Source organism: Streptomyces sp. NPDC002265, from assembly GCF_040296125.1.
Lineage (GTDB): Bacteria > Actinomycetota > Actinomycetes > Streptomycetales > Streptomycetaceae > Streptomyces.
In genome coordinates this window covers 1-24,917 of the sequence record NZ_JBEOWS010000120.1, presented here as the reverse complement: position 1 = coordinate 24,917, position 24,917 = coordinate 1, and the positions used below count along the sequence as shown (strand labels likewise).

General features: G+C 72.0%; 16 protein-coding genes and 1 pseudogene. 13 read left to right on the top strand and 4 right to left on the bottom strand.

Translation table 11 applies throughout. The features are described 5' to 3' along the window. The 6 genes from ABT085_RS21715 to ABT085_RS21690 form a co-directional block, all read left to right on the top strand. Window positions 1-556, top strand: a 556-nt coding sequence (locus ABT085_RS21715) for a zinc-binding dehydrogenase (protein ID WP_351610202.1), incomplete at its 5' end; no start/stop codon positions are given. A gap of 5 nt (window positions 557-561) precedes the next feature. Beyond that, window positions 562-1,434 carry a universal stress protein gene (locus tag ABT085_RS21710; protein WP_351610200.1) on the top strand — a complete coding sequence of 291 codons (873 nt, stop codon included), beginning with the start codon at window positions 562-564 and terminating at the stop codon, window positions 1,432-1,434. A 125-nt stretch (window positions 1,435-1,559) separates the two neighbouring features. Further along, window positions 1,560-3,941, top strand: a complete 2,382-nt coding sequence (locus ABT085_RS21705; RefSeq protein WP_351610197.1) for a phosphoketolase family protein — start codon at window positions 1,560-1,562, stop codon at window positions 3,939-3,941. 31 nt (window positions 3,942-3,972) lie between these two features. Then, window positions 3,973-4,986: a type I glyceraldehyde-3-phosphate dehydrogenase gene (gene gap, locus ABT085_RS21700; protein ID WP_351610194.1), complete on the top strand. Its 1,014-nt coding sequence runs from the start codon at window positions 3,973-3,975 to the stop codon at window positions 4,984-4,986. Between the two features lie 152 nt (window positions 4,987-5,138). After that, window positions 5,139-7,841 carry a bifunctional acetate--CoA ligase family protein/GNAT family N-acetyltransferase gene (locus tag ABT085_RS21695; RefSeq protein WP_351610191.1) on the top strand — a complete coding sequence of 901 codons (2,703 nt, stop codon included), beginning with the start codon at window positions 5,139-5,141 and terminating at the stop codon, window positions 7,839-7,841. Between the two features lie 12 nt (window positions 7,842-7,853). Continuing rightward, on the top strand, window positions 7,854-8,591 hold the full coding sequence (locus tag ABT085_RS21690; protein ID WP_351610188.1) for a CBS domain-containing protein: 738 nt from the start codon (window positions 7,854-7,856) through the stop codon (window positions 8,589-8,591). Window positions 8,592-8,796: 205 nt separating this feature from the next. Here the strand turns inward: ABT085_RS21690 and ABT085_RS21685 are convergent, their stop codons facing one another. Next, window positions 8,797-9,378 (bottom strand): Rv1733c family protein, encoded by a 582-nt coding sequence (locus ABT085_RS21685; protein ID WP_351610185.1) that lies wholly within the window; start codon window positions 9,376-9,378, stop codon window positions 8,797-8,799. 383 nt (window positions 9,379-9,761) lie between these two features. Here ABT085_RS21685 and ABT085_RS21680 point away from each other — a divergent pair, with 383 nt between their 5' ends. Beyond that, complete coding sequence (locus ABT085_RS21680; RefSeq protein WP_351610181.1) at window positions 9,762-10,592, top strand: universal stress protein; 831 nt, start codon at window positions 9,762-9,764, stop codon at window positions 10,590-10,592. A gap of 261 nt (window positions 10,593-10,853) precedes the next feature. On the opposite strand, the gene ABT085_RS21675 is transcribed toward ABT085_RS21680, so the two are convergent. Continuing rightward, window positions 10,854-11,537, bottom strand: coding sequence for a CBS domain-containing protein (locus ABT085_RS21675; RefSeq protein WP_351610178.1), 684 nt, complete (start codon window positions 11,535-11,537; stop codon window positions 10,854-10,856). Between the two features lie 92 nt (window positions 11,538-11,629). Further along, the gene (gene ppdK, locus ABT085_RS21670; RefSeq protein ID WP_351610175.1) at window positions 11,630-14,314 is read right to left on the bottom strand and encodes a pyruvate, phosphate dikinase; all 2,685 of its coding nucleotides are present in this window, start codon (window positions 14,312-14,314) and stop codon (window positions 11,630-11,632) included. A gap of 344 nt (window positions 14,315-14,658) precedes the next feature. Between ppdK and ABT085_RS21665 the strand changes: the two genes are divergently transcribed. The 6 genes and pseudogenes from ABT085_RS21665 to ABT085_RS21635 all read left to right on the top strand — a co-directional run bounded on the left by ABT085_RS21665 (window position 14,659) and on the right by ABT085_RS21635 (window position 23,747). Continuing rightward, a complete protein-coding gene (locus ABT085_RS21665) occupies window positions 14,659-16,377 on the top strand; it encodes a sensor histidine kinase (RefSeq protein ID WP_351610173.1) in 1,719 nt (572 codons plus the stop codon). A 765-nt stretch (window positions 16,378-17,142) separates the two neighbouring features. Then, on the top strand, window positions 17,143-18,060 hold the full coding sequence (locus ABT085_RS21660; RefSeq protein WP_351610167.1) for a universal stress protein: 918 nt from the start codon (window positions 17,143-17,145) through the stop codon (window positions 18,058-18,060). A 745-nt stretch (window positions 18,061-18,805) separates the two neighbouring features. Then, on the top strand, window positions 18,806-19,708 hold the full coding sequence (locus ABT085_RS21655) for a universal stress protein (RefSeq protein ID WP_351610164.1): 903 nt from the start codon (window positions 18,806-18,808) through the stop codon (window positions 19,706-19,708). 719 nt (window positions 19,709-20,427) lie between these two features. Beyond that, a pseudogene (locus ABT085_RS21645) lies at window positions 20,428-20,736 on the top strand (hypothetical protein); the annotation flags it as partial. 351 nt (window positions 20,737-21,087) lie between these two features. Continuing rightward, window positions 21,088-21,528, top strand: a complete 441-nt coding sequence (locus ABT085_RS21640; protein ID WP_351610161.1) for a pyridoxamine 5'-phosphate oxidase family protein — start codon at window positions 21,088-21,090, stop codon at window positions 21,526-21,528. A 500-nt stretch (window positions 21,529-22,028) separates the two neighbouring features. After that, window positions 22,029-23,747 (top strand): sensor histidine kinase, encoded by a 1,719-nt coding sequence (locus ABT085_RS21635; protein ID WP_351610158.1) that lies wholly within the window; start codon window positions 22,029-22,031, stop codon window positions 23,745-23,747. Window positions 23,748-23,815: 68 nt separating this feature from the next. Here the strand turns inward: ABT085_RS21635 and ABT085_RS21630 are convergent, their stop codons facing one another. Continuing rightward, window positions 23,816-24,559 (bottom strand): hypothetical protein, encoded by a 744-nt coding sequence (locus tag ABT085_RS21630; RefSeq protein ID WP_351610155.1) that lies wholly within the window; start codon window positions 24,557-24,559, stop codon window positions 23,816-23,818. Window positions 24,560-24,917: the final 358 nt, after the last annotated feature.

The following is a 24,917-nucleotide window of genomic DNA, read 5'->3' as shown; positions in this document are numbered from 1 at the left end:
GCTCAAGGTCGCCGACATCAAGCCCGCCCAGCTCGTTGCGGTCTCCGGCGTAGGCGGCCTCGGTCACCTCGCCGTGCAGTACGCGAAGATCGCCGGCGCCACGGTCGCCGCGATCGACGTCACCGACGAGAAGCTCCAACTGGCCGCCGAACTCGGTGCGGACATCGTCGTCGACGCGCGCAAGGAGAACGTCGGCGAGGTCCTCAGGCGGTACGGCGGCGCTCACGCGGCGATCGCCCTCGCCGTGAACGACGCGGCCTTCGAGGCCGCGAACTCCGGTCTGCGGCGGGGCGGCAAGCTCGTCATGGTGGCTCTGCCCGCCCACGGCACAGTCCGCCTTCCGATCTTCGACACCGTCCTGAACGGCACTTCCGTCATCGGCTCGATCGTCGGCACCCGGCAGGACCTCGCCGAGGTCTTCCAGCTGCACGCGGCCGGCCGTACCAGGGTCGTCAGCGAGATCCGTCCGCTGGAGAGCGTCAACGAATCCATCGACGCCGTGCTGCGCGGCGAGGTCGAGGCCCGCATCGTCTTCGACCTCGGGGCGGGGCGGTGATTGACATGGCCCGCCCGATCGTCGTCGGTGTGGACGGCTCCGAACCCAGCCTGCGAGCCGTGGACTGGGCGGCCGACGAAGCCACCCTGCGCTCAGTGCCGCTGCGGGTGGTGTACGCCTCACTCTGGGAGCGCTACGAGGGCGAGTCCCTCGCGGCCGACCTCGGCAAGCCGTCCGAGCAGGTCACGGCCGAAAACCTGGTGCGGACCGCCGCCCAGCGGGCTCGGCTGCGCCGGCCCGGTCTCGAGGTCTCCACCGACGTGCTGCCGGAAGAACCCGAGTACGCCCTCGTCCGTGAGGGACGCATGGCCGATGCGCTCGTGCTCGGCACCCGTGGCCGCAGCGGCCTCGTCGAGATGGTGCTCGGCTCGGTCAGCCTGGCTGTCGCCGCCCATGCCGACTGCCCGGTGATCGTGCTGGGCGGCGGCCAGGACAACCGGGTGAGCGCCGGGGCTCGCGGCCGTGTCGTGGTGGGCGTCGGCGACATGGGCACGGACTCGGCCGCCCTGCGCTTCGCCGCCGAGGAGGCGAGGCTGCGGCATGCGGCCCTGGACGCCGTACGGGCCTGGCGGTGCCCGGCACACGAGAGCACCGACCACCCTCTGCTCGCCGGGGAACCCGCGCGCCTGCACGAGCAGCACGCCGGCGAGGTCCTGGACAAGGCGCTGGAGCAGGTGCCGAGCGATGTGGAGGTGCACCGCCGCACGGTGGAGGGCCCTGCCCGCAGGGTTCTCCTGGCCGCATCGTACGAGGCCGACCTGCTGGTGGTCGGTGCCCGGCGCCATCCCGGGCACTTCGGCCTGCAGCTGGGACGTGTCGCCCACGGCGTGCTGCACCACGCCTCCTGCGCCGTCGCGGTCGTACCCGAGCGCACGTGAGAGAAGCGGCCGGCCACGTGTCCGATCGTGCCGGCCGCGTCCCGACGCTCGAAGCCATCGCCGGGTGCCCGTCGCCCGGTCCCACCCCTGCTGGCTCCACCGGCCCACGACTTGCGGAGCACCCGATGCCCAAGACCGCACACCAGGACGCCATCGCACTCTCCGACGAGGAACTGCGCGTCCTGGACGCCCACTGGCGAGCCGCCAACTACCTGGCCGCCGGGCAGATCTACCTGATGTCCAACCCGCTGCTGACCGAGCCGCTGAGGCCGGAGCACATCAAGCCCCGTCTCCTCGGGCACTGGGGCACCTCGCCCGGCCTCAACCTCGTGTACACCCACCTCAACCGGGTCATCAAGGCGCGCGGCCTGGACGCCCTGTGCGTGTGGGGACCGGGTCATGGAGGGCCGTCCGTCCTGGCCAACGCCTGGCTGGAGGGCAGCTACAGCGAGACCTACCCGGACGTGCCGAGGGACGAGGAGGGAATGGCCAGGCTGTTCCGCCAGTTCTGCTTCCCCGGCGGGGTGCCCAGCCACGTCGCCCCGGAGACGCCCGGTTCCCTCCACGAGGGCGGTGAGCTCGGCTACTCGCTGGCCCACGCCTACGGAGCCGCCTTCGACAACCCCGGCCTGCTGGTGGCCTGTGTGATCGGCGACGGCGAGGCGGAGACCGGTCCGCTGGCCGCGTCCTGGCATTCCAACAAGTTCCTCGACCCCGTGCACGACGGCGCGGTCCTGCCGATCCTGCACCTCAACGGCTACAAGATCGCCAACCCCACCGTGCTCTCCCGCCTCCCCGAGGCCGAACTCGATGCCCTGCTGCGGGGATACGGTCACGAGCCCATCCATGTGACCGGCGACGACCCCGCCCAGGTCCACCGAGCCATGGCCGCGGCGATGGACGACGCGCTGGACCGCATCGCCGCGATGCAGCGGACCGCCCGAGAGGACGGCGTCACCGAGCGCGTGCACTGGCCCGTCATCGTGCTGCGCACTCCGAAGGGCTGGACCGGACCCGCCGAGGTGGACGGCGAACCCGTCGAAGGCACCTGGCGGGCCCATCAGGTGCCGTTGGCCGGTGTCCGGGAGAACCCCGCCCACCTGCGTCAGCTGGAGGCCTGGCTGCGCTCGTACCGGCCCGAAGAGCTTTTCGGCCCCGACGGTCGCCCCACCGCCGACGTGCTCGACTGCGTTCCCGGCGGCGCCAAGCGGCTCGGCGCCTCCCCGTACGCCAACGGCGGCCTGCTCGTGCGCGACCTGCCCCTCGCACCGCTCGAAGACTTCGCCGTGTCCGTCGACAAGCCGGGTGCGACCCTGCACGAGCCGACCCGGGTTCTCGGTGACCTTCTGGCCCGGGTGATGCACGACACCGCCGGACGCCGGGACTTCCGTCTGGTGGGCCCCGACGAGACCGCGTCGAACCGGCTCCAGGCCGTCCTCGACGTCAGCGGAAAGGCCTGGCAGGCCGAACGTCTGCCGGTCGACGAACACCTGGAACACCACGGCCGGGTGCTGGAGATCCTCTCCGAGCACACCTGCCAGGGCTGGCTGGAGGGCTACCTCCTGACGGGCCGCCACGGCCTGTTCTCCTGCTACGAGGCGTTCGTGCACATCGTGGACTCCATGGTCAACCAGCACATCAAGTGGCTGAGGACCTCGCGGGAGCTGGCCTGGCGCGCGCCCATCGCCTCCCTCAACTACCTGCTCACCTCCCATGTGTGGCGCCAGGACCACAACGGCTTCTCCCATCAGGACCCCGGCTTCGTCGACCACGTCCTCAACAAGAGCCCCGAGGTCGTGCGGGTCTACCTCCCGCCGGACGCCAACACGCTTCTGTCCGTGGCCGACCACGCACTGCGCAGCCGCGACTACGTCAATGTGATCGTGGCCGGCAAGCAGCCCTGCTTCGACTGGCTGTCGATGGACCAGGCCCGCACGCACTGCGCCAGGGGCGCCGGGATCTGGGAATGGGCCGGCACGGAGAACGGCGGCGAGCCGGACGTCGTCCTCGCCTGCGCCGGGGACGTGCCCACCCAGGAGGTGCTGGCCGCCGCGCAGTTGCTGCGCAGGCACCTGCCGGACCTCGCCGTCCGCGTGGTCAACGTGGTCGACATGACCCGCCTCATGCCGCGCGAGGAACACCCGCACGGGATGAGTGACTTCGAGTACGACGGCCTGTTCACCACCGACAAACCGGTGATCTTCGCGTACCACGGCTACCCGTGGCTGATCCACCGGCTCGCCTACCGCCGCACCGGGCACGGCAATCTCCATGTCCGTGGCTACAAGGAGTCGGGGACGACGACCACGCCGTTCGACATGGTCGTCCGCAACGACCTCGACCGCTACCGCCTCGTCATGGACGTCATCGACCGCGTCCCCGGCCTCGCGGTGCGCGCCGCCCCCGTGCGGCAGCTGATGGCGGACGCCCGCACCCGCCACCAGGCCTGGATCCGCGAACACGGCACCGACCTGCCCGAGGTCGCCGACTGGACCTGGAACCCCTGATTCGCCCCTCACTCCCCGAAGGAGTACTGCCATGACCGTTCGTGTCGGAATCAACGGCTTCGGCCGCATCGGCCGCACCTACCTGCGCGCCGCCCTCGACCGCGCCGAGGAAGGCACGCAGGACGTCGAGGTGGTCGCCATCAACGACATCACCTCACCCGCCACCCTGGCCCACCTGCTGGAGTACGACTCGACGTTCGGCCGCATCGGGCGAGATGTCCAACACGACGACAGCTCCATCACCGTCGACGGACACCGCATCACCGTCACCTCCTCACGCGACCCGGCCGCCCTGCACTGGGCCGACTACGGCGCCGGCGTCGTGATCGAGTCCACCGGGCGCTTCCGCGACCGCGACTCCGCGGCCCTGCACCTGAAGGGCGGAGCACACACCGTGCTGCTGTCGGCGCCCGGCAAGGACGTGGACGCCACCATCGTGATGGGCGTCAACGACCGGACCTACGACCGCCACCGCGACCGCATCGTCTCCGCCGCCTCCTGCACCACCAACTGCGTCGCCCCGATGGTCAAGGTGCTCGACGACGCCTTCGGTGTCGAGCGCGGCGTCATGACGACCATCCACGGCTACACCAACGACCAGTCCCTCCTCGACGGCCCCCACAAGGACCTGCGCCGCGCCCGCTCGGCCGCGCTCAGCATCATCCCCACCAGCACCGGAGCCGCCCGCGCGGTCGGCCTGGTGGTGCCGGAGCTGGCCGGGGCGCTGGACGGGATCGCGGTCCGGGTGCCCGTGGAGGACGGCTCGCTCACCGACCTCGCCGTCGTCCTCGCCCGGGAGGCCGGCGCGGAAGAGATCAACGCCGCGTTCGAGGCGGCCGCCGACGGCCCGCTCCACGGCATCCTGCGCGTCTCCAAGGCCCCGATCGTCTCCCGCGACGTCATCGGCGACCCCTCGTCCTGTGTCTTCGACCCCGCCCTGACCCAGGCCAACGGCACCCTGGCCAAGATCTTCGGCTGGTACGACAACGAGTGGGGCTACACCAACCGTCTCCTGGACCTGACAGCGCTGGTGGCGCACGACTGACGCCTTCCGGCCGTGCGCCTCCCGGTGGGGGCGGAGCCGGCAGGTGCCCCCGGCGGGGCCGACCGGCCCAGGCACGACCCCGTACAGCCCTAGGCCTGCTGGTGCGCTCCGTCGGACGATCGAAGTACCGAAAGGGATGGAGGAGATCTGTGATGACGGACGACCTGCTCGACCGGCCCACGGTCCACGCCCTGCTCGCGGACGGCACCACCGTGTGCATCCGGCCGGTGCTGCCGGGTGACCGCGGACGACTCCAGGGGTTCTACGAGGAGATGTCGCCGGAGAACCTCCGCCTGCGCTTCTTCGGGCCGAGCCGGCGTAGCGCCGCGATGGCCGCCGACCGGGCCTGCGCCCCGGCCCGCCCGGGCTACCGGGCTCTGCTGGCGGAGGTCGAGGGGCGGGTGATCGGACTCGCCGAGTACGACAGCGGCGGGGACGACGGGGGCAAGGAGGCTGCGGAGATCTCCATCGCCGTCGCCGACGGCCTGCACCACCGGGGTGTGGGCACCCTCCTCGCCGAGCACCTGGTATCGGCGGCGCGGGCGGCGGGCATCACCACATTCACCGCCTACGCGCTCAGCGAGAACCACGAGGTGCTCCGGCTCTTCGCCGATCTCGGCCTGCGCACCTGCCGCCGGTTCGAGGGACCGGAAGTGCGCTGCACCATCCACCTCGACCAGGACGAGACCTACCTGTCGGCCGTCGAGGCCCGGGGCCGGGCCGCCGACGTGGCCAGCCTGCTGCCACTGCTGCGGCCGTCCTGTGTCGCCGTGGTCGGGGCGGGACGCACCCCCGGATCGGTCGGCCGGGCCGTGCTGCACCATCTGCGCACGGGAGGCTTCACCGGTCGACTGTTCGCGGTGAACCCGAAGGTCTCCTCCGTGCTCGGCGTGCCGTGCCACCCCTCTGTGGCGGCGCTGCCGGCAACGCCCGATCTGGTGATCGTGGCCGTTCCGGCCGGCGCGGTGCCGACCGTCGCCGATGAGTGCGGCAGGGCCGGAGTGCGTGCACTCGTCGTCGTCACCGCGGGGCTCGACCACACCCAGGCCGAGACCCTGCTGACCGCCTGCCGCACCTACGGTATGCGCCTCGTCGGACCCAACTGCCTCGGCATCTGCCACACCGACGCCGGTCTGAGCCTCGACGCGACGTTCGCCGCCGGGCACCCCCGCCCCGGGACGGCCGGTGTCGCCGTGCAGTCCGGCGGGATCGGTATCGCGCTGCTCGACGGACTGTCCCGGCTGGGTATCGGAGTGTCGTCCTTCGTCTCGCTCGGTGACAAGTACGACGTCAGCGGCAACGACATGCTCCAGTGGTGGGAGGGCGACGGCCGTACCGACCTCGCCCTGCTGCACCTGGAGTCCTTCGGTAACCCACGCGCCTTCTCCCGCACCGCCCGCCGCGTCACGCGCCGCATCCCCGTGCTCACCGTCGACGCCGGCCGTACCGACGCGGGCCGCAAGGCCGCAGCCTCCCACACCGCGGCCGCCGCCACCCGCACCATGACCCGTGGCGCGCTGTTCACCCAGGCCGGCATCACCGCGACCCGCTCGGTCGGCGAACTCCTCGAAACAGCAGCCCTCTTCCGCACCCAGCCGCTGGCCGAGGGCAGACGCGTCGCGATCGTCACCAACGCGGGCGGCGCCGGCGTGCTCACCGCCGACGCCTGCGCGGAGGCGGGGCTCGCCCTTCCCCCGCTCACCCCCGCGATGACCGGCGAACTGCTCGCGGTGCTGCCGGACGGCGCGGCCCTCGGCAACCCCGTCGACGCCACCGCCGCGGTCTCCGAGGCGCAGCTCACCGAATGCGTGGACCGCCTCACCCGGTATTCCGGCATCGACGCCGTGATCGTGGCCCTCGTGCCCACGGCGGTCGCCGCGGCCACCGGTGACGACCTGGTTCGGGCCGTCACCGCGACCCCCGGCCGACGGGCGCGGCCCGTGATCGCCGTACGCCTGGAGCAGGATCAGTCGGTGCGGCTGCTGCCCGCCGCAGACGGCGGCACGATCCCCTCCTACGCCGAACCCCAGGCGGCGGCTCGCGCGCTCGCCCACGCCGCCGGACGCGCCGCCTGGCTCGCCCGGCCCGCCGGCGCCGTCCCCGTACTCGATCACGTCGAGCCCGAGCGGGCCCGCACGGTCGTCGAGGACTACCTGACACGGGAGTCCGACGGCGGCTGGCTCGACCCGAGCACCTGCGCCGATCTGCTGGCCTCCTACGGCATTCCACAGATCCCGTGGGCCTGGGCCGAGAGCGAGGACGAGGCCGTGCGCGCCGCCGACCGGCTGCGCGGCTTCGACGGCCGCGTGGTGATGAAGGCCCACTGGCCCGGGCTCCTGCACAAGTCCGAGCGGCGCGCCGTCCATCTCGACCTGCGCGGCGACGCCCAGATCCGGGCCGCCTTCCGCGACCTGGAGACCCGCTTCGCCGGACTCATGACCGGTGTGGTCCTGCAACCCCTCGCCGCCCGCGGCACCGAACTCTTCGCGGGCGTCGTCCAGGACGAGGTCTTCGGCCCGCTCGTCCTGTTCGGGCTCGGCGGTACCGCCACCGAGGTCCTCGCCGACCATGCGGCCCGCCTCGCCCCCCTCACCGACCGCGACGTCCACGAACTGATCACCTCGCCGCGGTGCGCCCCGCTGCTGCTGGGCGCGAACGGAAACACCCCGGTCGACCTCGGGGAACTGGAGCAGCTGCTGCTGCGGCTGTCCCGGATGGCGGCCGACCTGCCGCAGCTCGCCGAGGCCGACTTCAACCCCGTCCTGGCCACGCCGGGCGGCGTCACCGTGCTCGACGCACGGATACGCCTGTTGCCGCGCCGCCCCCAGGACCCCTACCTGCGCCGGCTGCGCTGAGGAGGAACGGCCATGAGGCACAACAAGGTCGGCTCCGTGATGACCACGGACGTCGTCCGCGCCGAGTACGGCACACCGTTCAAGGAGGTCGCCCGGCTGCTCGAGACCCACAGGGTCAGCGGACTGCCGGTCGTGGACGAGGACGACAGGGTCATCGGTGTCCTTTCAGAGACGGACCTGATGATGCGCCAGGCGACCGCTTGCGAGCCCTACGAGCCGAAGCACCGCACCAGGCTCGCCGAGCTGACACCCGGCGCCAGGCGCCGGGCCGCCAAGGGCAGGGCCCGCACCGCAGGCCAGCTGATGACGGCACCGCCCGTCACCGTGCACGCGGACGACAGCATCGTGCAGGCCGCGCGCACCATGGCCCAGAAGCACGTCGAACGGCTCCCCGTCCTGGACGAGGAGGACCGACTCGTCGGGATCGTCACCCGCCGCGACCTCCTCCAGGTCTTTCTGCGGGCCGACCAGGAGATCCGCGAGGAGGTGATCGGGGAAGTCCTGGTACGTGCCCTCTGGCTGGCGCCGCGCAGCGTCGAGGTCGCCGTGACGGAGGGCGTGGTCACTCTCACGGGGCACATGGAACGCAAGAGCGAGACCGAGATCGCCGTGTCCATGACCCGCCGGATCGACGGCGTGGTCGACGTGGTGGACAAGCTCACCTACCGACTCGATGACGCGCGCCTGCGGGCTGGTGAACAGGGCAGGGCGATGCACGGCGTGGCCGACGACCGGCTGCGCCGCATGTGAAGGGACCACCATGACCGGCGCCGCGACCGGCACCGTCTCGGGCACCCACGGAACGACGAACGGCTCCCCTGCGGAGATCGCCGAATCCGTCGCCGCCGTCCTGTGCAAGGAAGAAGGACGTCGCCGACGTACTGACGCAGGCTAGGAGGGATACGGCAGGGCTCCGGGCCGATCTCCGGCCCGGAGCCGCGGATCCGTCGTGCCGTCAGCTGGTCTGGTGACCCCAGCGTGGTCCCACCCGGTCCCATTCCCGGCCCCATCCGTCGATGCGGCGGCGGTCGAGCCGACAGCGGACGACCGTTCCGCCGGCGAACACCAGGCCGGCGAGGGCGGCGGCCGCCGCCACGCCCAGGGCGCCGGACTCGATGGCCGCCTCCGTGGAACTCGGTGGCGCGGCGGTGAGGCGACCCTTGCCGTCCTCCCAGACCAAGAGCCTGGACCCGGCCTCGAGGCCGGTGCCCGCCAAGGTCTGCCCTGTGCGGGTCGAGCCGTCGGGGGCGGTCCAGCGCACCGTCGCCGTCCGGCGGTCGGACGCGCCGCCGATCGAGGTGGCGGCGAGCGGGACGTCGTTCAGAAGCACGGCCGGGACGGACTGCCTCTGTGCCCGTTGCCGAGCGAACACGTCGTCCGCTGCGTGAGCGGTCACCAGCGCGGCGGCGGTGCCGCCCACGGCGATGACCGTCCACACGGCCAGCACGGTCCAGGCTTCGATGATGTCGTCGCGTCGGCGCAGTGGGTTGTCACGCCATCGCCACACCCTGCTCTTCGCGTACATGCCGCGGGCCATCGGTCCGCACCTCCCTCTCGTCGTCGTGGTGACACCTCCGAAGGTGGCAGGCGAGACGCCGACGGGGGATGGGCCGACCAGGCGTCACCGCAGGGCCGCCCGGGCCCCAACCAGTCGGTGGGGAAGGGTCGTTCGGCCCAGTACGCGGCGGTACGCGCCCGGCGCTCGTCCTTCGCGCTTTCCGGACGGGCTCAAGCCGACCGGCACATGGCACCGCTTCGGTCCGAACGGCCCTTGGAATGAGGGCCGTTCGGCCTTTCCGTGGGTTCTCCCGGCTGCTGCCCGCAGTGACGACAGGCAAGGAGCATCGTCCGCGGGGCCCGGCGCGCTCGTCGGGCGCCGCGTCCACCACAGCTTCCTTCAGGGAAAGGACAGGCACAGCCATGACTTCGCATCACGTGGTCGTCGGAGTCGACGGCTCGCTCGTTTCCGTCAGGGCGTCGGACCGGGCCGCGGCCGAGGCCGTACGGCTCGGCACTGTTCTGCGCGTGCTTTACGCGGTCCCCGACCGCGACGAGGCCGCACCGGTCCTGGGCTCCGCTGTGGCGCGCATCCGTGCGCGGCATCCGGGATTACAGGTGGAGGCCGTCGTGGCTCAGGGCGGTGCGGTGCGTGCATTGGCGCGCGAGAGCGCGGACGCGGACCTCACCGTTGTGGGAACCCGCGGACTGGGGACGTTGACAGGAGCGGCATTCGGTTCGGTGAGTCTGAGGCTGGCCGCGCTCGCGCAAGGGCCGCTCCTGGTTGTCCGTGGGGACCATCCGCGCGACGACGGCGGGGATGTCCTGCTCGGCCTGGCGGACGACACGGACATCCGGGTGGCGGAGTACGCCTTCCGGGAGGCTCAGCGGCGCGGGGCGGGGCTGCGTGTCCTGCACTGTCCGGGTCCATGCCGCCTCACCCCCGAGCTGCCCTCCCCGGTGCGGGAGAGCAGTTCGGGCTGGGAACGGCCGGCCAGGCAGGACTGTGCGGTGGAGGACCTTTCCAGTTGTGCCCTCACCGTTTTGCACGACCGGTATCCCGGCGTCAGGGTGGAGACCCGCACGCTTCGCGTCGCCCCCGCGGACGGACTGCGGACGGCGACCCGGGAGGCCGCGGTCGTCGTCGTCGGGGCCCACCTCCGTACGGGCGTTCTCGGCCTGCGGCCGGGCCCGGTCGTCCGCGCGCTGCTGCACCGGGCGCACTGCCCGGTGGTCGTCGTGCCCCACGGATGACCTGCCTGCCTGCCTGCCGCCGTGCCGTGGCCCAGTGTGCCTGGGCATGCCCCGGCAACAGCCCTGCGGCAGTGCGCCGTCCGCCCAAGAGACGGTCACCCTGGTGCCGGTCGCCACCGCGGCCGGGTGCTGCGCGGCCGCGTGTGGTCCTCTGCGGTGGGCCGGACAGATCGTCCGGCGTTCAAGCCGACGGGTACGCACCACGCGCGGTGAGACGGACCGCGATGATCAGCTTGGGGCTGATGCGCTGGAGCGTGGTCGTCACCGGCAAGGCGCGGCTCGGGTGTCGCCTGCCCGGCAGCTCAGGCCGTTGACGACGCCGACCACCCCGTCGACCCGGTACGTCAGCCGGATCGCGAGTGGGATGTCGCCGGGGTGCGGCACGATCCCCTCCAGCGTGACCATGCCGTCCCGGACCGAGACGGTCACGCCGCGGGCCGGCAGCCCGAGGGCTCGGGTGATCACTTCATCGTGGACCTCCAGGCCGATCTCCTCGTCCGTGCGCAGGAAGACCCGCAGCAGGTCGCGCCGGGTGGCGATGCCGATGAGCCGGTCCTCCTCGTCCACGACCGGCAGCCGCTCGACGCCGTGCCGTTCCATCACGCGCGCGGCGTCCGCGATGCGCTGTTCCGGGTGCACGGTGATCGCGGGCGTCGACATCAGCTCTCCAGCCGTAGTGGCGCGTGCGACGGCATCGGCGCGACGCGCGGAGCGGCCCAGTGGGGGCAGCCGGAACCGTCGTGCCCGCCCGTACAAGGAGCGGGCCGCCTGACGGCATATCAGATCGGTCTCGGAGATCACTCCCACGACCTTGTCGTCGTCGTCCACGACGGGCAGTCCGCTTATCCGGTGCCGGTCCAGCAGCCGCATCACGTCCTTGAACGACGTCTCAAGGTGTGCCTCGACGACGTCGACGGTCATCACCTCACCGATGATGCGGTCCATGACGCCCACTTCCCTTCGTGTCGTATCTCGGCAGGGGCACGCGCTTTGAGGCGCGGGCGGCAATCGGCCCGCGCCGTCGCGCCCGGCCGTCGTCACCTGGTGTCGCTCGTACCGGTCTCCGGGAGCGCGGCACGCCCGGCCTCCAGGCGTGCGACGGGGATGCGGAACGGCGAGCACGAGACGTAGTCCAGTCCCGCCGCGTGGAAGAAGTGCACGGACTCGGGGTCGCCGCCGTGCTCGCCGCAGACGCCGATCTTCAGGTCAGGGCGTTTGGCGCGGCCCTCGTCCACCGCGATGCGGACCAGTCGGCCCACGCCGTCGCGGTCGAGGGTCTCGAACGGCGAGGCGGCGAAGATGCCCTTGTCGAGGTAGGCGGAGAAGAAGGCCGCCTCGACGTCGTCGCGGGAGAAGCCCCAGGTGGTCTGGGTGAGGTCGTTGGTGCCGAAGGAGAAGAACTCCGCCTCCTCGGCGATCCGGCCCGCGGTGAGCGCGGCGCGGGGCAGCTCGATCATGGTGCCGACCGGGCAGTGCACCGGGATGCCGGACTCCTCGGAGACGTCGGCGAGGACGCGTTCCACCTCGGCCCGCTCGATGCGCAGTTCCTCGACGGCGCCCACCAGCGGCACCATGATCTCCGCCCTGGGCCGGCCGCCGGCCCGTGTCCGTGCGACGACCGCCTCGGCGATGGCGCGGACCTGCATGGCGACCAGCCCCGGCACCACCAGGCCCAGACGCACACCGCGCAGCCCGAGCATGGGATTCTCCTCGTGCATACGGGTCACCGCGCCGAGCAGCTCGACGTCGTACGGGTCGGGCCGCTCGCCCCGGGCCTCGGCTTCGGCGATGCGCACGGCGAGCCCGGTGCGGTCGGGCAGGAACTCGTGCAGCGGTGGGTCGATGAGCCGGATGGTGACCGGCAGACCGTCCATCGCCTCCAGGATCCCGGTGAAGTCCTCTCGTTGGAGCGGCAGCAGCGTGCTCAGCGCCCTCGCGCGTTCACTCTCGTCGCGGGCCAGGATCATCGCCTCGACCAGCTTGCGGCGCTCGCCGAGGAACATGTGCTCGGTGCGGCACAGTCCTACGCCCTGGGCGCCGAACCTCCGGGCGCGGGCCGCGTCCTCGGGGGTGTCGGCGTTCGCCCGCACCTCGAGGCGCCGTACGCCGTCGGCCCGTTCCATGGCCCGGGCCACGGCCTCGACCAGGGGGTCGGACCGTTCGCCCGTCTCGAAGTGGCGCATCACCGCGGAGTCGACCAGCGGAGCGGCGCCCAGGTACACGGAGCCCTCGGAGCCATCGACGGAGACGACCGTGCCTTCCTCGACGACGGTGCCGCCTACCGTGAAACGGCGTGCCTCGATGTCCACGGCGAGTTCCTCCGCCCCGCACACGCACACCCTGCCCATCCCACGGGCGACCACGGCTGCGTGGCTGGTCTTGCCGCCGCGGCTGGTCAGCACCGCCTGCGCGGCGATCATGCCGGACAGGTCGTCCGGGGTGGTCTCCTGGCGCACCAGGACGACCTTCTCGCCGGATGCGGCCCGGCGTACCGCCTCGGCCGAGTCGAACACGGCGGCTCCCACGGCCGCGCCCGGTGAGGCCGGCAGACCGTGCGCCAGGGGCTCGCCGACGGCCGAGGTGTCGAACCGGGGGAACATCAGCCGGGCGAGGTCTTCCCCGCCCACGCGAGCCAGACTCTCGTCCGAGGTGATCAGGCCCTCCTCGGCCAGCTCCGCGGCGATGGCGAACGCGGCCTCGGCGGTGCGCTTGCCGACCCGGGTCTGCAGCATCCACAGCCGGCCGCGCTCGATCGTGAACTCGATGTCGCACAGATCCCGGTAGTGGGTCTCCAGCACGTCCATGTGGCGGCGGAGCTGTGCGTAGGAGGTGGGGTCCAGCTCCGCGAGGGCCGTGAGCGGGACGGTGTTGCGGATGCCCGCGACCACGTCCTCGCCCTGCGCGTTCGCCAGGTAGTCGCCGTACGGGCCGGGCCGTCCCGTGGAAGGGTCCCGGGTGAAGGCGACACCACTGCCGGAGTCGGCGCCCAGATTGCCGAAGACCATGGCCTGCACGGTGACGGCGGTGCCCAGGTCGTCGGAGATGTGCTCCCGGCGGCGGTAGATCCGGGCACGCTCGCCGTTCCAGGACTCGAACACGGCGAGGACCGCCCGGCGCAGCTGCTCGGCGGGCGACTGAGGGAAGTCCTCGCCGGTCTCCCGCCGGATCACTTCCTTGTACCTCGCCACGAGCCCGGAGAGGTCCGCCGCGTCGAGGTCCAGGTCGCTCGCCGTGCCTCTGGTCTGCTTGAGCTCGGCCATGGCGTTCTCGAAGAGCGCGCCGTCGACGCCCATGACCGTACTGCCGAACATCTGCAGGAGTCGACGGTAGGAGTCCCAGGCGAAGCGCTCGTTGCCGGACACCTTCGCCAGGCCGGGCACGGAGTCGTCGTTGAGACCGATGTCGAGGATCGTCTCCATCATGCCGGGCATGGAGAACCGCGCCCCGGAGCGGACGGACAGCAACAGCGGGTCCTCGGGCTGCCCCAGTCGCCGGCCCGCGGTCCGTTCCAGCGCGGCCAGGTGCCCGGCGATCTCATCGGTCAGCCCGTCCGGTTCGGCGCCGGTGGCGAGGAAGGCCCGGCAGGCCTCGGTGGTCACGGTGAACCCGGGCGGGACCGGCAGTCCCAGCCGGCTCATCTCGGCCAGGTTGGCGCCCTTGCCGCCGAGCAGGTCGGCCAGGTCACGGCCGCCCTCCGCGAAGTCGTACACGTAACGGGCCATGACGTCGGTCTCCTCCGTCGGGCTTCGGGCTGGATGCTTCTTTCAGCGTCCGTCCGCCGGGACCGGAAGGGGCAGGTGCTGTCGGTCCCCTCCACGGGGCCGGTCGGCCCAGGCGGATCCGCCCCATTTTGCCCGGTCCGCCCCCGAAGCGCTCCGTCGTGGTGCGCGGACTTCGGGGCAGCTGTGCAGGTCGGGGTCGGGCTGTCGCCGGGTGGATGCAGGCACGAAGGCGAGTACTGGCCGCTCGGCCCGGGGGCGCTTTCGCAGTCGATGGCCCCCCACTACCGTGACACCTGATCGGACCGGTGGATGTCCGTGCGTCGAGGGGACCTCGAGGAGTGCCGGTGGGAAACTCCGAGGAGGCAAGCGTATGGCTGCCTCGGCTGCGACTGGACGAGTTGCTGGAAGAGCTGCAGGCCCGCCTGGACGCGGCCCGCGGCACGCGCGACCGGGTGCACAGCCTGCTGGAGGCGGTGCTGTCGGTCGGCAGGGAACTGGACCTGGAACAGGCCCTGCACAGCATCGTGGAGGCCGCGGCGGCCCTGGTCGACGCCGAGTACGCGGCGCTCGGCGTGATCGGTCCCGACGGCAGGCGGCTGTCGGCCTTCCACACGGTCGGCGTCAGCGAGGAGCAGGTCGCCCGGATCGGCCCGTACCCGGAGGGCCACGGCATCCTCGGCGAGCTCATCCGCCGTCCGGAGCCGTTGTGCTTGGCGAAGATCTCTGAGCATCCCGCCTCGCACGGGTTCCCGCCGCACCACCCACCGATGAACACCTTCCTGGGCGTACCGATCCGGGTGCGCGACCAGGTGTTCGGCAATCTGTACCTGACCGAGAAGCGGGGCGGGGGCCAGTTCGACGAGGAGGACGTCTCGGTGACCCTGACGCTGGCCGTGGCGGCCGGCGTCGCCATCGACAATGCCCGGTTGTACGAGGAGTCAAGACTGCGGGAGCGTTGGCTGCAGGCGAACGCCGAGATCACCCACCTCCTGATGTCCGGGGGCGAGCGGGCCGAGGTCCTCACCCTGATAGCGGAGCGGGCCGGTGAGATCACCGGATCGTCCCTGGCGGCAGTGGCGCTGCCCATGGGGGAGACCGGGTCCCTGGCGGTGGAGATCGCCGTCGGGATGGATGCCGAGGCGCACCGTGGGCTGGTACTGCGGACAGACAGGAGTCTGATGGGGCTGGCTTTCTCCGGCGACGCCCCGGTCACCAGCGCGGATGTCGCCCAGGACAACCGCATCTCGCCGCAGCCCCCGCGGTTCGGCGGGCTGGGCGCCGCTGTGGCCGTGCCCATCGGTACGGGCGAGGCGGGTGCGCGTGGTGTGGTACTGCTCGCGCGCCAGGCCGGTAAGCCGGCGTACTCGGCGGCGGAGACCGAACCGTTGCAGTCCTTCGCCGCGCAGGCCGCCATCGCGATGGAACTGGCGGATCGACGCAAGGACGCCGAGCAGGTGGCCGTCCTCCAGGACCGCGACCGCATCGCGCGGGACCTGCACGACCTCGCGATCCAGCGACTGTTCGCCACCGGTATGACGTTGCAGAGCGCGGGCCGCCTCATCGAGCACGATGAGGCGGCCGAGCGGGTGGTGCGTGCGGTCGACGAACTGGACGAGACGATCAAGATCATCAGGTCGACCATCTTCGGCTTGCGGACCCGGGAGGGAGCGCAGGAGGCCGGCCTGCGGGCCCGTGCCGTACGGGTGGTCGGGGAGGCCGCACCGGTCCTGGGTTTCGCGCCTAGCGTGCGCATGGAGGGGCTGCTGGACACCGAAGTGCCCAAGGAGATCGCCGACCACGTGGTCGCGGTGCTCTCCGAGGCTCTGACCAACATCGCCCGCCATGCCCGTGCGGACCGGGCCGACGTGCTGCTGGCCACGGACGGACGGGACGTACGGCTGTCGGTCACCGACAACGGTGTGGGCATTCCGGCCGAGGGCCGCCGCAGCGGACTGCGCAACATGGTCGAGCGCGCCACGCAGTTGGGCGGCACGCTGGAACTGGCGAAGCCCGAAAAGGGCGGCACCACGCTGGTGTGGCGGGTCCCCGCGCAGACGCGGTAGGTGTTGAGCCGTACAGCATCCGCGTTCGAGGGCATCCGGGCGGAGCGGCCGCCCCGAGGGCCGCCACCGCACAACAGGACGGGAAGGACGCCACCCGCTTCTCGCGGATCCTGATCGCGTGGTGCGCGGTCCTGCGACCGCTTCCCCTCGCCTTCCGTCGGGTCCTTCCCGTCGCTCCCAGCACACCATCGGGACGGTGCGCGCACCAGGGCCGACCGGCCCCGATTCCGGAGGACAGCCGACCCTTCCTGCCGACGGTGCCCGGCCCCGTGCGGTCCCGCGCGCAACGGCCGTTCGACGCCTCCCCCTGCCCCTCTCGGCTCACGCGCCCCGACCCGCGGCGGAGTTGGCTGGCTCCGAGGAGAACGACCACCGACCGGGGAGGGCGAGCACAGTGGGTACCAGCCTCACACCGGAGTTCTGGGAACGCTTCGCGGTATTGCTCGTGCTGGGGACGGGGCTGACGTGTGTCCTCGCAGCCGTGTTCGAGGAACTCGCGGTCCGCTGCTGCGCGGTCGGGCGCACGGGACGCCTCCCCAGGCGCCGTCGCCGAGCCGCCCGGAGCTGCGTCGACACCGCGTGCCGGTGCACTCGTGAGGCGGGCAGCGCTTCGGTCGGCCGGGGGCCGAATCCCCGGCCCACGATGCTGAGTGCGAGATCGTGCCGCCGGCCGGGGCCGAGCGACTCCTTGTGGGGACCTCTGGCCCCTCCTGCCCCATGCCTCGGGCCCGCAGACTGACAGCGCATCCTGAAGGAGGTCCGCACATGCTCCCCATCACCGTCGGTCTCGACGGCTCGCGAGAAGGCCTTGCCGCCGCATACTGGGCCGCTCGCGAAGCGGCACAGAGAGAGGTGACTCTGCGTCTCCTGAACGCCGGCGACCCGCCGGGGCCGCAGTACGTGTCCTTCATGGGGATTCCGCCATCCGGCGCGGGTGACGCGCAGGGCCAATGGAGCAGCCGTCTGCTGCGCGAGACGGAGCGCCGGCTCGCGGAACGCCACCCCGGTCTGCGGATCACCACCCGGCAGGACCGGGAACAGGCGGTACCGGCCCTGCTGACCGCCGCGCAGGACAGCGACCTGCTCGTCCTGGGGTCGCGGCGGCTCGGTGCGGTGACGGGATTCCTGGTCGGTTCCGTCGCCCTCGCCGTGGTGGCGCGCACGCAACGGCCCGTCGTGCTCGTGCGGGCCGGGGAGAGCGCGGAGGACGAGCATCTGCCGGATGCGACAGGCACAGGGGCGATCATCACTCCGTACCGCGACGTCGTACTGGGGCTGGATCTGCACAGCCCGGCGGACGCCGTCGTCGAGTTCGCGTTCGAGGCCGCCAGGCGACGCGCGGCGAGCCTGCGAGTGGTCCACGGCTGGACCCCTGCGGCCGTCTACGGCTACGGCGCCGTCCTGGATTCGGGACTCGACGCCGCCGAACTGGCGGAGGAGGCACGGCACGGGCTCGGCGACGTCCTGCGGCCGTGGAAGGACAAGTTCCCCGGGGTTCAGGTGCGCGAGCAGGCCGTCATCGGCGGCGCCGGCCGTCATCTCGTGCACGCCTCGCGGGACGCGTCACTGCTCGTCGTCGGTCGCAAGCAGCGCCGCGCGCCGGTCGGCGGCCGTATCGGCCCGGTGACCCACGCGGTGCTGCAGCACGCCTGGGCGCCGGTGGCGGTGGTGCCGCACGACTGACGGCACCATGGGGCCGCACTCGCCTTCGCGTATGCGCACCGCGCCGACCTTCCACGGTTGCATGGGCCGGACCATGTCCTTGGGCGGGGTGTCGCGGCCGGTCCTTGAAGAGGGTGTCGCGGCCGACGGCGACGAGGGTACCGCCGCGATTCCTGGCGTCGCGCGGCTTCGATCCCACTGGGGCAACCGTACGTGCGGGCAGCGGGCAAGGAGTCACTGTGCGTCGAGCGGCTCCGCGAGTACCGTACCGACGCGCATCCGGCCACCGTACGGTCGGCGCGTGCTGCGGGCGGCAGCGTGCGGCAATGCCCGTCGGCGAGTGCTCCGCGGCGAGGCATGCCGCGAACTGGTCACGGGGAGGGTGTGCTGGACTCCGCGATCTCCTGGCCGATCCGGCCTGGAGATCCGCGAGGGTGCCCGACGGCTCGATCCGGTGCCAGTGCCCGAACCGTCTTCGGCCTACGGTTTCTCCCCGCGCTACCGGGACCACCACGGGTGCGGCCGAGTCAGGAGCGCGCTGGGCGTGACGGTGTCGCCATCGGACCGCTCGCCGACCGACATCCGGCTGCGGGACCGGCGGTCCGCGTGCGGCCGGGGGAGCTGCCGGTTCCCCTGCGCGGACCGGCGGGAACGCCGGGAAGAGGGGCCGGACGGCCCCCGCAGGGGGCTGAGCAGCCTCTACCTATGGGTGGGCGGCGGCACGACGCTGGTACCGGACGACAGACCGAGTGCCGGAGGTGTCGAGATGATTTCGCCCGTTGTCGCCGGAGTCGACGGATCCCCCGAGAGCCTGACCGCCGCCGCATGGGCGGCCCGCGAGGCCGAGCGGCGGGACCGGCCGCTGCACCTGGTGCACGCCTGGGACTGGCACCCCCGTCATGAGGACCGCGAGATCGCGAACGCCGCCCAGCGTCATCTGGCCCGGCGCGCCCTGCGGCAGGCGGCGGAACGAGTCCGCGCCGAACGCCCGCGAGTCCGTCTCACCGACGAGCAGATGGAGGGACCGGCCGCCGCGGCCCTGCTGAAGGCGGCGGACCAGGCCGACCTGCTGGTCCTGGGCTCACGCGGACTGAGCGGGTTCACCGGATTCCTTGTGGGATCCGTAGCGCTCGGCGTGGTCGCGAAGGCGACCCGCCCCGTCGTCCTCGTCAGGGCAGGCGAGGAGGCGGCGGACGAGCACCTGCCGACGGACGACGGAGAAGCCTCGACGGACACCGGTTACGGCGACGTGGTGCTGGCGATCGACCTCGACGAGGCCGCCGACGAGGTCATCGAGTTCGCCTTCGAGGCCGCCCGGCTTCGGCACTCCCGGCTGCGGGCCGTGCACGCCTGGCATGCGCCCGGCCCCGTCGGCCTCGGCCCCGGCGACATCGGCCTGGTGACGGAGGGCCGGCAGGGCGAGGAGTGGCTGGGCTTCCTCCAGGCCGTGCTCCAGGTGTGGTGCGACAAGTACCCCGACGTGGAAGTGCTGGCGACGGTGGTGGAGGAAAGGCCCACGACCGCGCTCGTCCGGGCCGCGACCGGAGCGAGTCTCCTCGTCGTCGGCCGCCGTCTCGCCGAACGCCCGGTCGGACCCCGCACCGGCCCCGTGACCCACGCGGCGATCCACCACGTCGGCTGCCCTGTGGCCGTTGTCCCCCATGGGTGACCCAGCCCGGCCCCGGCCAGGTCCGCGTCCGGGCAGAGGCGTCGGCACTGCGCCACGCCGAGCTGCACGCGGCCCACGGCGATTGGCCGGTGAAGCCGAAGCCGCGGTTCGCCCCAGGACATGGCATCTCCTGGCCGGAGCGTAGGTCTGCGGATCTCGCGGCGGACGCTGTCAGCCGGTGGACGGTGACGGGGCCGCACGGTCGTGGCCGAGGATCTGGCCGCTGACCCCGACGCCGGCCGGCTCGACCCGGGCGCCTGCGCCGAACGGCCCGCCTGCTGTCGCGTCCCGCAGATCCCGTGGGCCTGGGCCGGGAGCGAGGACGAGGCGGTGCTCGCCGCCGGCCGACGGGGCGGCTTCGGCCTCCTCTCCGGCACACAGAACGGCCGATCGGCGGCACAGGACGGAAGCACCAGGCGTGCCCACGTACAGCAGGGCGCCGCGCCCGGGCGCCGGCAGAGGCGCAGCAGATCACGTCAGATCGGGCACGCGTTCAGCCCGTCGTGTGACCCCATCGCGGTCCGGCCTGATCCCATTCCCTGTTGATCGGTCGCGCCATCGTGAGGCCGACGGGTCCACGGCTGGGCCGTCCGGGCAGGCGATGAGGGCCGGACGGCCCAAGCGGATCAGACGGCGACCGGACAGCCTGGATGTGTGGTCCAGTCCGGGCAACCGGAGAAGGGACGGTGATGAGCGTCATGAAGGGCTTCGCCTTCCGCAACGGGCGCGTTCGCCCGGGCGACACCGTCGCCATCGTCGGCGCCGGTCCCATCGGCCTCGCGGCGATCTCCACGGCACGACTGTTCGGTCCCGAGCGGATCATCGCCGTCGACCTGGCCGCATCGCGGCCGGAGGCCGCCAGACGGCTGGGCGCCGACGAGGTCCCCGAGCAGCTGGCCACTCACACCTTCCTGCCCGACCAGATGGAGGAGGCGTACGACGTCTTCGCCCGCGCCACCGACATCGGCGCACTCGAAGTGGTCCTCGGGGAGCCGTCGTACGACGAGGTCGCCGTGCGGGCGGCCTGATTTGAGGACGCGAAGGTATGAGTGGACATACGCGGGTGAACGTGCCGCCGGATGCGTCCTCGAGTGAACGGGGCCGTGGGCTCGCCGCTCGCCTTGCGCGGCCCGGGCCGACGTATACAGGGGACTGCCGCCCGAGCGGGCGTGGCTCCCGGCTGAGCGGCCTGTCTGGAGCGGCACCGCTACGCGTCGCCGAACGGGGTGGTGCTGCTCGCGCCGGCAGTCGTACCGCAGATGACGGCGGCGGCGCTTATCAAGACGCCGGGAACCGGTGGTCCCCGGCCCGAGTCGACCCCGCCACTCGACGACGGGAGCTGCCACCAGCGCGGTGACGGGGGAGAGACGAGAAGCCAGATGGACGCCAACGACGGATTCCGCGAACTCGACCGGCAGGACTGCCTGCGGCTGCTGGCCACCGTCCCTGTGGGGCGCATCGTCTACACGCGCCGGGCGCTGCCCGCTGTGCTGCCGGTGAACTTCTCTCTGGACCGCGAGGGCGCGGTGCTGATGCGCACGTCCGCCTCCTCGGAACTGGTGGGCGCGATCGACGGAGCGCTGGTCGCCTTCGAGGCCGACGCGATCGATGTCGCTGCGTGTTCCGGATGGAGCGTCGTGGTCATGGGTGCCGCCGCCGTCGTGACAGATCCCGTCGAGCATCTGCGGTTGCTGCGGACCGGGCCGCGTTCGTGGGCGCCGGCATCGCAGGAGGTCTTCGTGCGAATCGCGCCCGAGCTGGTCACCGGACGCGACCTGGTCGGCGGACGTTCCCTGTACGGGGTGCACTTTCCTCCCTGAGCTCCCGTCATCGCGCCCTCGATGCCGCGTCGTCCGTGTCCGGTTTCGTACCGAACGGCCATCACCGTTTGGGCCGTGCGGTGTTTTCCACGGTGCGGCGCAGCCCGATGTCCTGAGTGCCGAACCGCCGGGTGTGGGCCGCGTCCTGCGGGGTGTGGTGTTCGCCCGTGCCGCCAGCCGCCAGCCGCCAGCCGCCAGCCGCCAGCCGCCAGCCGCCAGGGGCCAGGCGCCAGGCTCCTGGCCCCTGGCGGCCCGTTCCATGGCGCGGGCCACTGCCTCGACCGGTCCGCTCGGGTGGTGGCCCTGCTCGTAGTACGTGAGGCGGAAGCTGTACGACCGTCGGAGGTGCAGGCGGGGACGGGTGTCGCACGACCGGGTGTCCCCGAAACGAGTTCGGTGCCCCTGCTGGATGTCCTGCCGCAGCCGGTGCCCGACCACTACCGTGACTCATGGTCGGGCCGTTGGGTGTCCGTGGGTCGAGGGGACCTGGAGGAGTACCGATGGGAAGCCCCGAGGAAGCTCGGGTACGGCTGCCTCAGCTGCGCCTGGACGAGCTGCTGGCGGAACTGCAGGCACGGCTGGACGCAGCGCGTGGCACGCGCGACCGGGTGCACAGCCTGCTGGAAGCGGTGCTGTCGGTCGGCCGGGAGCTGGACCTGGAGCAGGCCCTGCACCGGATCGTGGAGGCCGCCGCGGTGCTGGTCGACGCCGAATACGCGGCACTCGGCGTGATCGGCCCGGACGGCAGGCGGCTCTCGGCCTTCCACACGGTCGGGGTCGGTGGGGAGCAGATCGCCCGTATCGGTCCCTACCCGGAGGGCCACGGGATCCTGGGGGAACTGATCCGCCATCCCGAGCCGCTGCGGCTGGCGAAGATCTCCGAGCATCCGGCCTCGTACGGCTTCCCGCCGAACCACCCGCCGATGAACACCTTCCTCGGTGTCCCGATCCGGGTGCGCGACCGGGTGTTCGGCAACCTGTACCTGACCGAGAAGCGAGGCGGTGGCCAGTTCGACGAGGAGGACGTCTCGGTCACGCTGACGCTCGCCGTGGCGGCCGGCGTGGCGATCGACAACGCGCGTCTGTACGAGGAGTCGCGGCTGCGGGAGCGCTGGCTGCGGGCGAACGCGGAGATCACCCACAGCCTGATGTCCGGCGGTGACCGGGCCGAGGTCCTCGCTCTGATCGCCGAGCGCGCCGGCGAGATCACCGGTTCCGCCCTGGCCGCGGTCGCGCTGCCCATGGAGGGCACCGGGTCCCTCGCGGTGGAGATCGCTGTCGGGATGGACGCCGAAGCCCACCGGGGCCTGGTCCTGCCCATGGAGAGCAGCCTGATGGGGCTCGCCTTTTCCGGTGCTGCCCCGGTCTCCAGCGCCGATGTCGGCAAGGACGACCGGATCTCCCCGGAGCCTGCGCGGTTCGCCGGACTCGGTCCCGCCGTGGCCGTGCCCATCGGCACGGGCGAGGGAGGTCCCCGAGGGGTGGTCCTGCTGGCGCGCAAGACGGGGCAGCAGGAGTTCTCGACGATGGAGACCGAGCCTCTGAAAGCCTTCGCCGGACAGGCCGCCCTCGCGATGGAGCTGGCGGACCACCGCCAGGACGCCGAGGAGGTCGCGGTGCTCAAGGATCGTGACCGTATTGCGCGTGACCTGCACGACCTGGCGATTCAGCGGCTGTTCGCCACCGGCATGACCCTGCAGAGCGCAGGTCGTTTCATCGAGCACGAGGAGGCCGCCGAGCGAGTGGCGCGTGCGGTGGGCGATCTGGACGAAACCATCAAGATCATCAGATCGACGATCTTCGGCCTGCGCATCCGCGACGGCTCCGGGGCCGCCGGGCTGCGCGCGCGTGTCGTACAGGTGGTCGGTGAGGCGGCTCCGATCCTCGGCTTCACCCCCGGCGTCCGGATGGAAGGCCTGCTGGACACCGATGTGCCCAAGGAGATCGCCGACCACGTGGTGGCGGTCCTCTCCGAAGCTCTGACCAACGTCGCCCGACACGCCCATGCGGACCACGCCGACGTGCGGCTGGCCACGGACGGAGCGCAGATGCGGCTGTCGGTCACGGACAACGGTGTGGGCATCCCCGCCGACGGGCGTCGCAGCGGGCTGCGCAACATGGCGGAGCGCGCCGAGCAACTGGGCGGCCGACTGGAACTGGCCCGGCCCGAGGGCGGCGGCACCGCACTGATGTGGTGCGTGCCGGTGAGACGGCCGTAGGCCCGAGCCGCACGGCAACCGCGCCGGTGCCCCAGGGGAACTCCTCGGACTCCAGCTGGGGGAGCGAGTCAGCGCTGGCTCGTGGCGATGTAGGAACCGTGCCAGGAGTGATACCAGACCTGCCCGGTCGAGGAGTTGACCGACAGCATGCCGGTGATCTTCCCGGACTGCCTCGTGTGCAGGGTGTAGTAGCCGGGGTAGGACTCGGGCTCGACCGCGGTCTGAGCGCTGCCGTGCGTCTGGAGCCACTGCTGGGCGATGCTCTGCGCCCGCGCGGCCGAGACGCGGACGGCGCTGCGGCTGCCGTAGTGCATGCCGTAGACGGTGTTCCACATCATCGCCGGCCCGTACTCGATCTGTGCGGCTCCGTCAGCGGGGTTGACAAGGGCCTCGGTGGCCGGTCGGCCGTCCGCGGATCGCAGTTCGGCGTAGAAGTTGCGGGAGAACTGCATGATCTCGCCGACTGTCAGGCCGAGCCGGTCGGCGAACGCCGTCGCCCGCTGCCGGGCCTGGCCGAGGGTCTGCACCCGTTCGCCGTTGCCCGCCAGCCACCAGTTGCCCGTCATTCCGGCACCCATCATGCCGGGCGCCCAGGATCCGGAGGCGCCGCCCATCATGGTCGAGCCGCCCTCGCTGCGCCACACCTGTGGTCCCCAACCGCTGCTGGGGCCTGTCGGAGTGGACGTGACGCTCGGTGTGCGGACGGATCCTCCGCCGGTGCCGCCCCCGTTCTCGGCGCAGCCACCGATGGCCACGGCACCCGCCAGAGCCAGGGCAGCCATCGCTGTGGCAGTTACACGCTTGCGGATCATGGTCATCACCTCCAGGGCTGGACCCCGTCGTGGCCGCCGGGCCGCGGCCGTCGGTGCCTTCCATGCCAGCCTTTCGCGGGTCTCCTCCCCGATCCAGGGCCGTTCGGACCACAACGGTCGACAACAGGCCCTGTCTGCCGCCCATAGGCAGTCACCGTCCTCGCGCCGGACCGGTCGCGATCCTCGGCACGGGCCGTGACGACCCGCTTGCCTGGCCACGGTTCGGCGAAGGGCTCCGACGGATCCTGGGCGCGGCAGCGGACCACGGGGCCATGGCGGCGCTCCGCGAACAGCTGCCGGAGGTCCCGTTCCCGTGCACGGTCGCCCGCCGAGGCTGTCCGCCGTGCGTCCGATCGCT

What these genes read in the sequence shown, in the direction of transcription:
- ABT085_RS21710 (WP_351610200.1), top strand. Translation starts at nt 562, where the DNA reads ATGGCCCGCCCGATCGTCGTCGGTGTGGACGGCTCCGAACCCAGCCTG.
- ABT085_RS21705 (WP_351610197.1), top strand. Translation starts at nt 1,560, where the DNA reads ATGCCCAAGACCGCACACCAGGACGCCATCGCACTCTCCGACGAGGAA.
- gap (WP_351610194.1), top strand. Translation starts at nt 3,973, where the DNA reads ATGACCGTTCGTGTCGGAATCAACGGCTTCGGCCGCATCGGCCGCACC.
- ABT085_RS21695 (WP_351610191.1), top strand. Translation starts at nt 5,139, where the DNA reads ATGACGGACGACCTGCTCGACCGGCCCACGGTCCACGCCCTGCTCGCG.
- ABT085_RS21690 (WP_351610188.1), top strand. Translation starts at nt 7,854, where the DNA reads ATGAGGCACAACAAGGTCGGCTCCGTGATGACCACGGACGTCGTCCGC.
- ABT085_RS21685 (WP_351610185.1), bottom strand. Translation starts at nt 9,378, where the DNA reads ATGGCCCGCGGCATGTACGCGAAGAGCAGGGTGTGGCGATGGCGTGAC.
- ABT085_RS21680 (WP_351610181.1), top strand. Translation starts at nt 9,762, where the DNA reads ATGACTTCGCATCACGTGGTCGTCGGAGTCGACGGCTCGCTCGTTTCC.
- ABT085_RS21675 (WP_351610178.1), bottom strand. Translation starts at nt 11,537, where the DNA reads ATGGACCGCATCATCGGTGAGGTGATGACCGTCGACGTCGTCGAGGCA.
- ppdK (WP_351610175.1), bottom strand. Translation starts at nt 14,314, where the DNA reads ATGGCCCGTTACGTGTACGACTTCGCGGAGGGCGGCCGTGACCTGGCC.
- ABT085_RS21660 (WP_351610167.1), top strand. Translation starts at nt 17,143, where the DNA reads ATGCTCCCCATCACCGTCGGTCTCGACGGCTCGCGAGAAGGCCTTGCC.
- ABT085_RS21655 (WP_351610164.1), top strand. Translation starts at nt 18,806, where the DNA reads ATGATTTCGCCCGTTGTCGCCGGAGTCGACGGATCCCCCGAGAGCCTG.
- ABT085_RS21640 (WP_351610161.1), top strand. Translation starts at nt 21,088, where the DNA reads ATGGACGCCAACGACGGATTCCGCGAACTCGACCGGCAGGACTGCCTG.
- ABT085_RS21635 (WP_351610158.1), top strand. Translation starts at nt 22,029, where the DNA reads ATGGGAAGCCCCGAGGAAGCTCGGGTACGGCTGCCTCAGCTGCGCCTG.
- ABT085_RS21630 (WP_351610155.1), bottom strand. Translation starts at nt 24,559, where the DNA reads ATGATCCGCAAGCGTGTAACTGCCACAGCGATGGCTGCCCTGGCTCTG.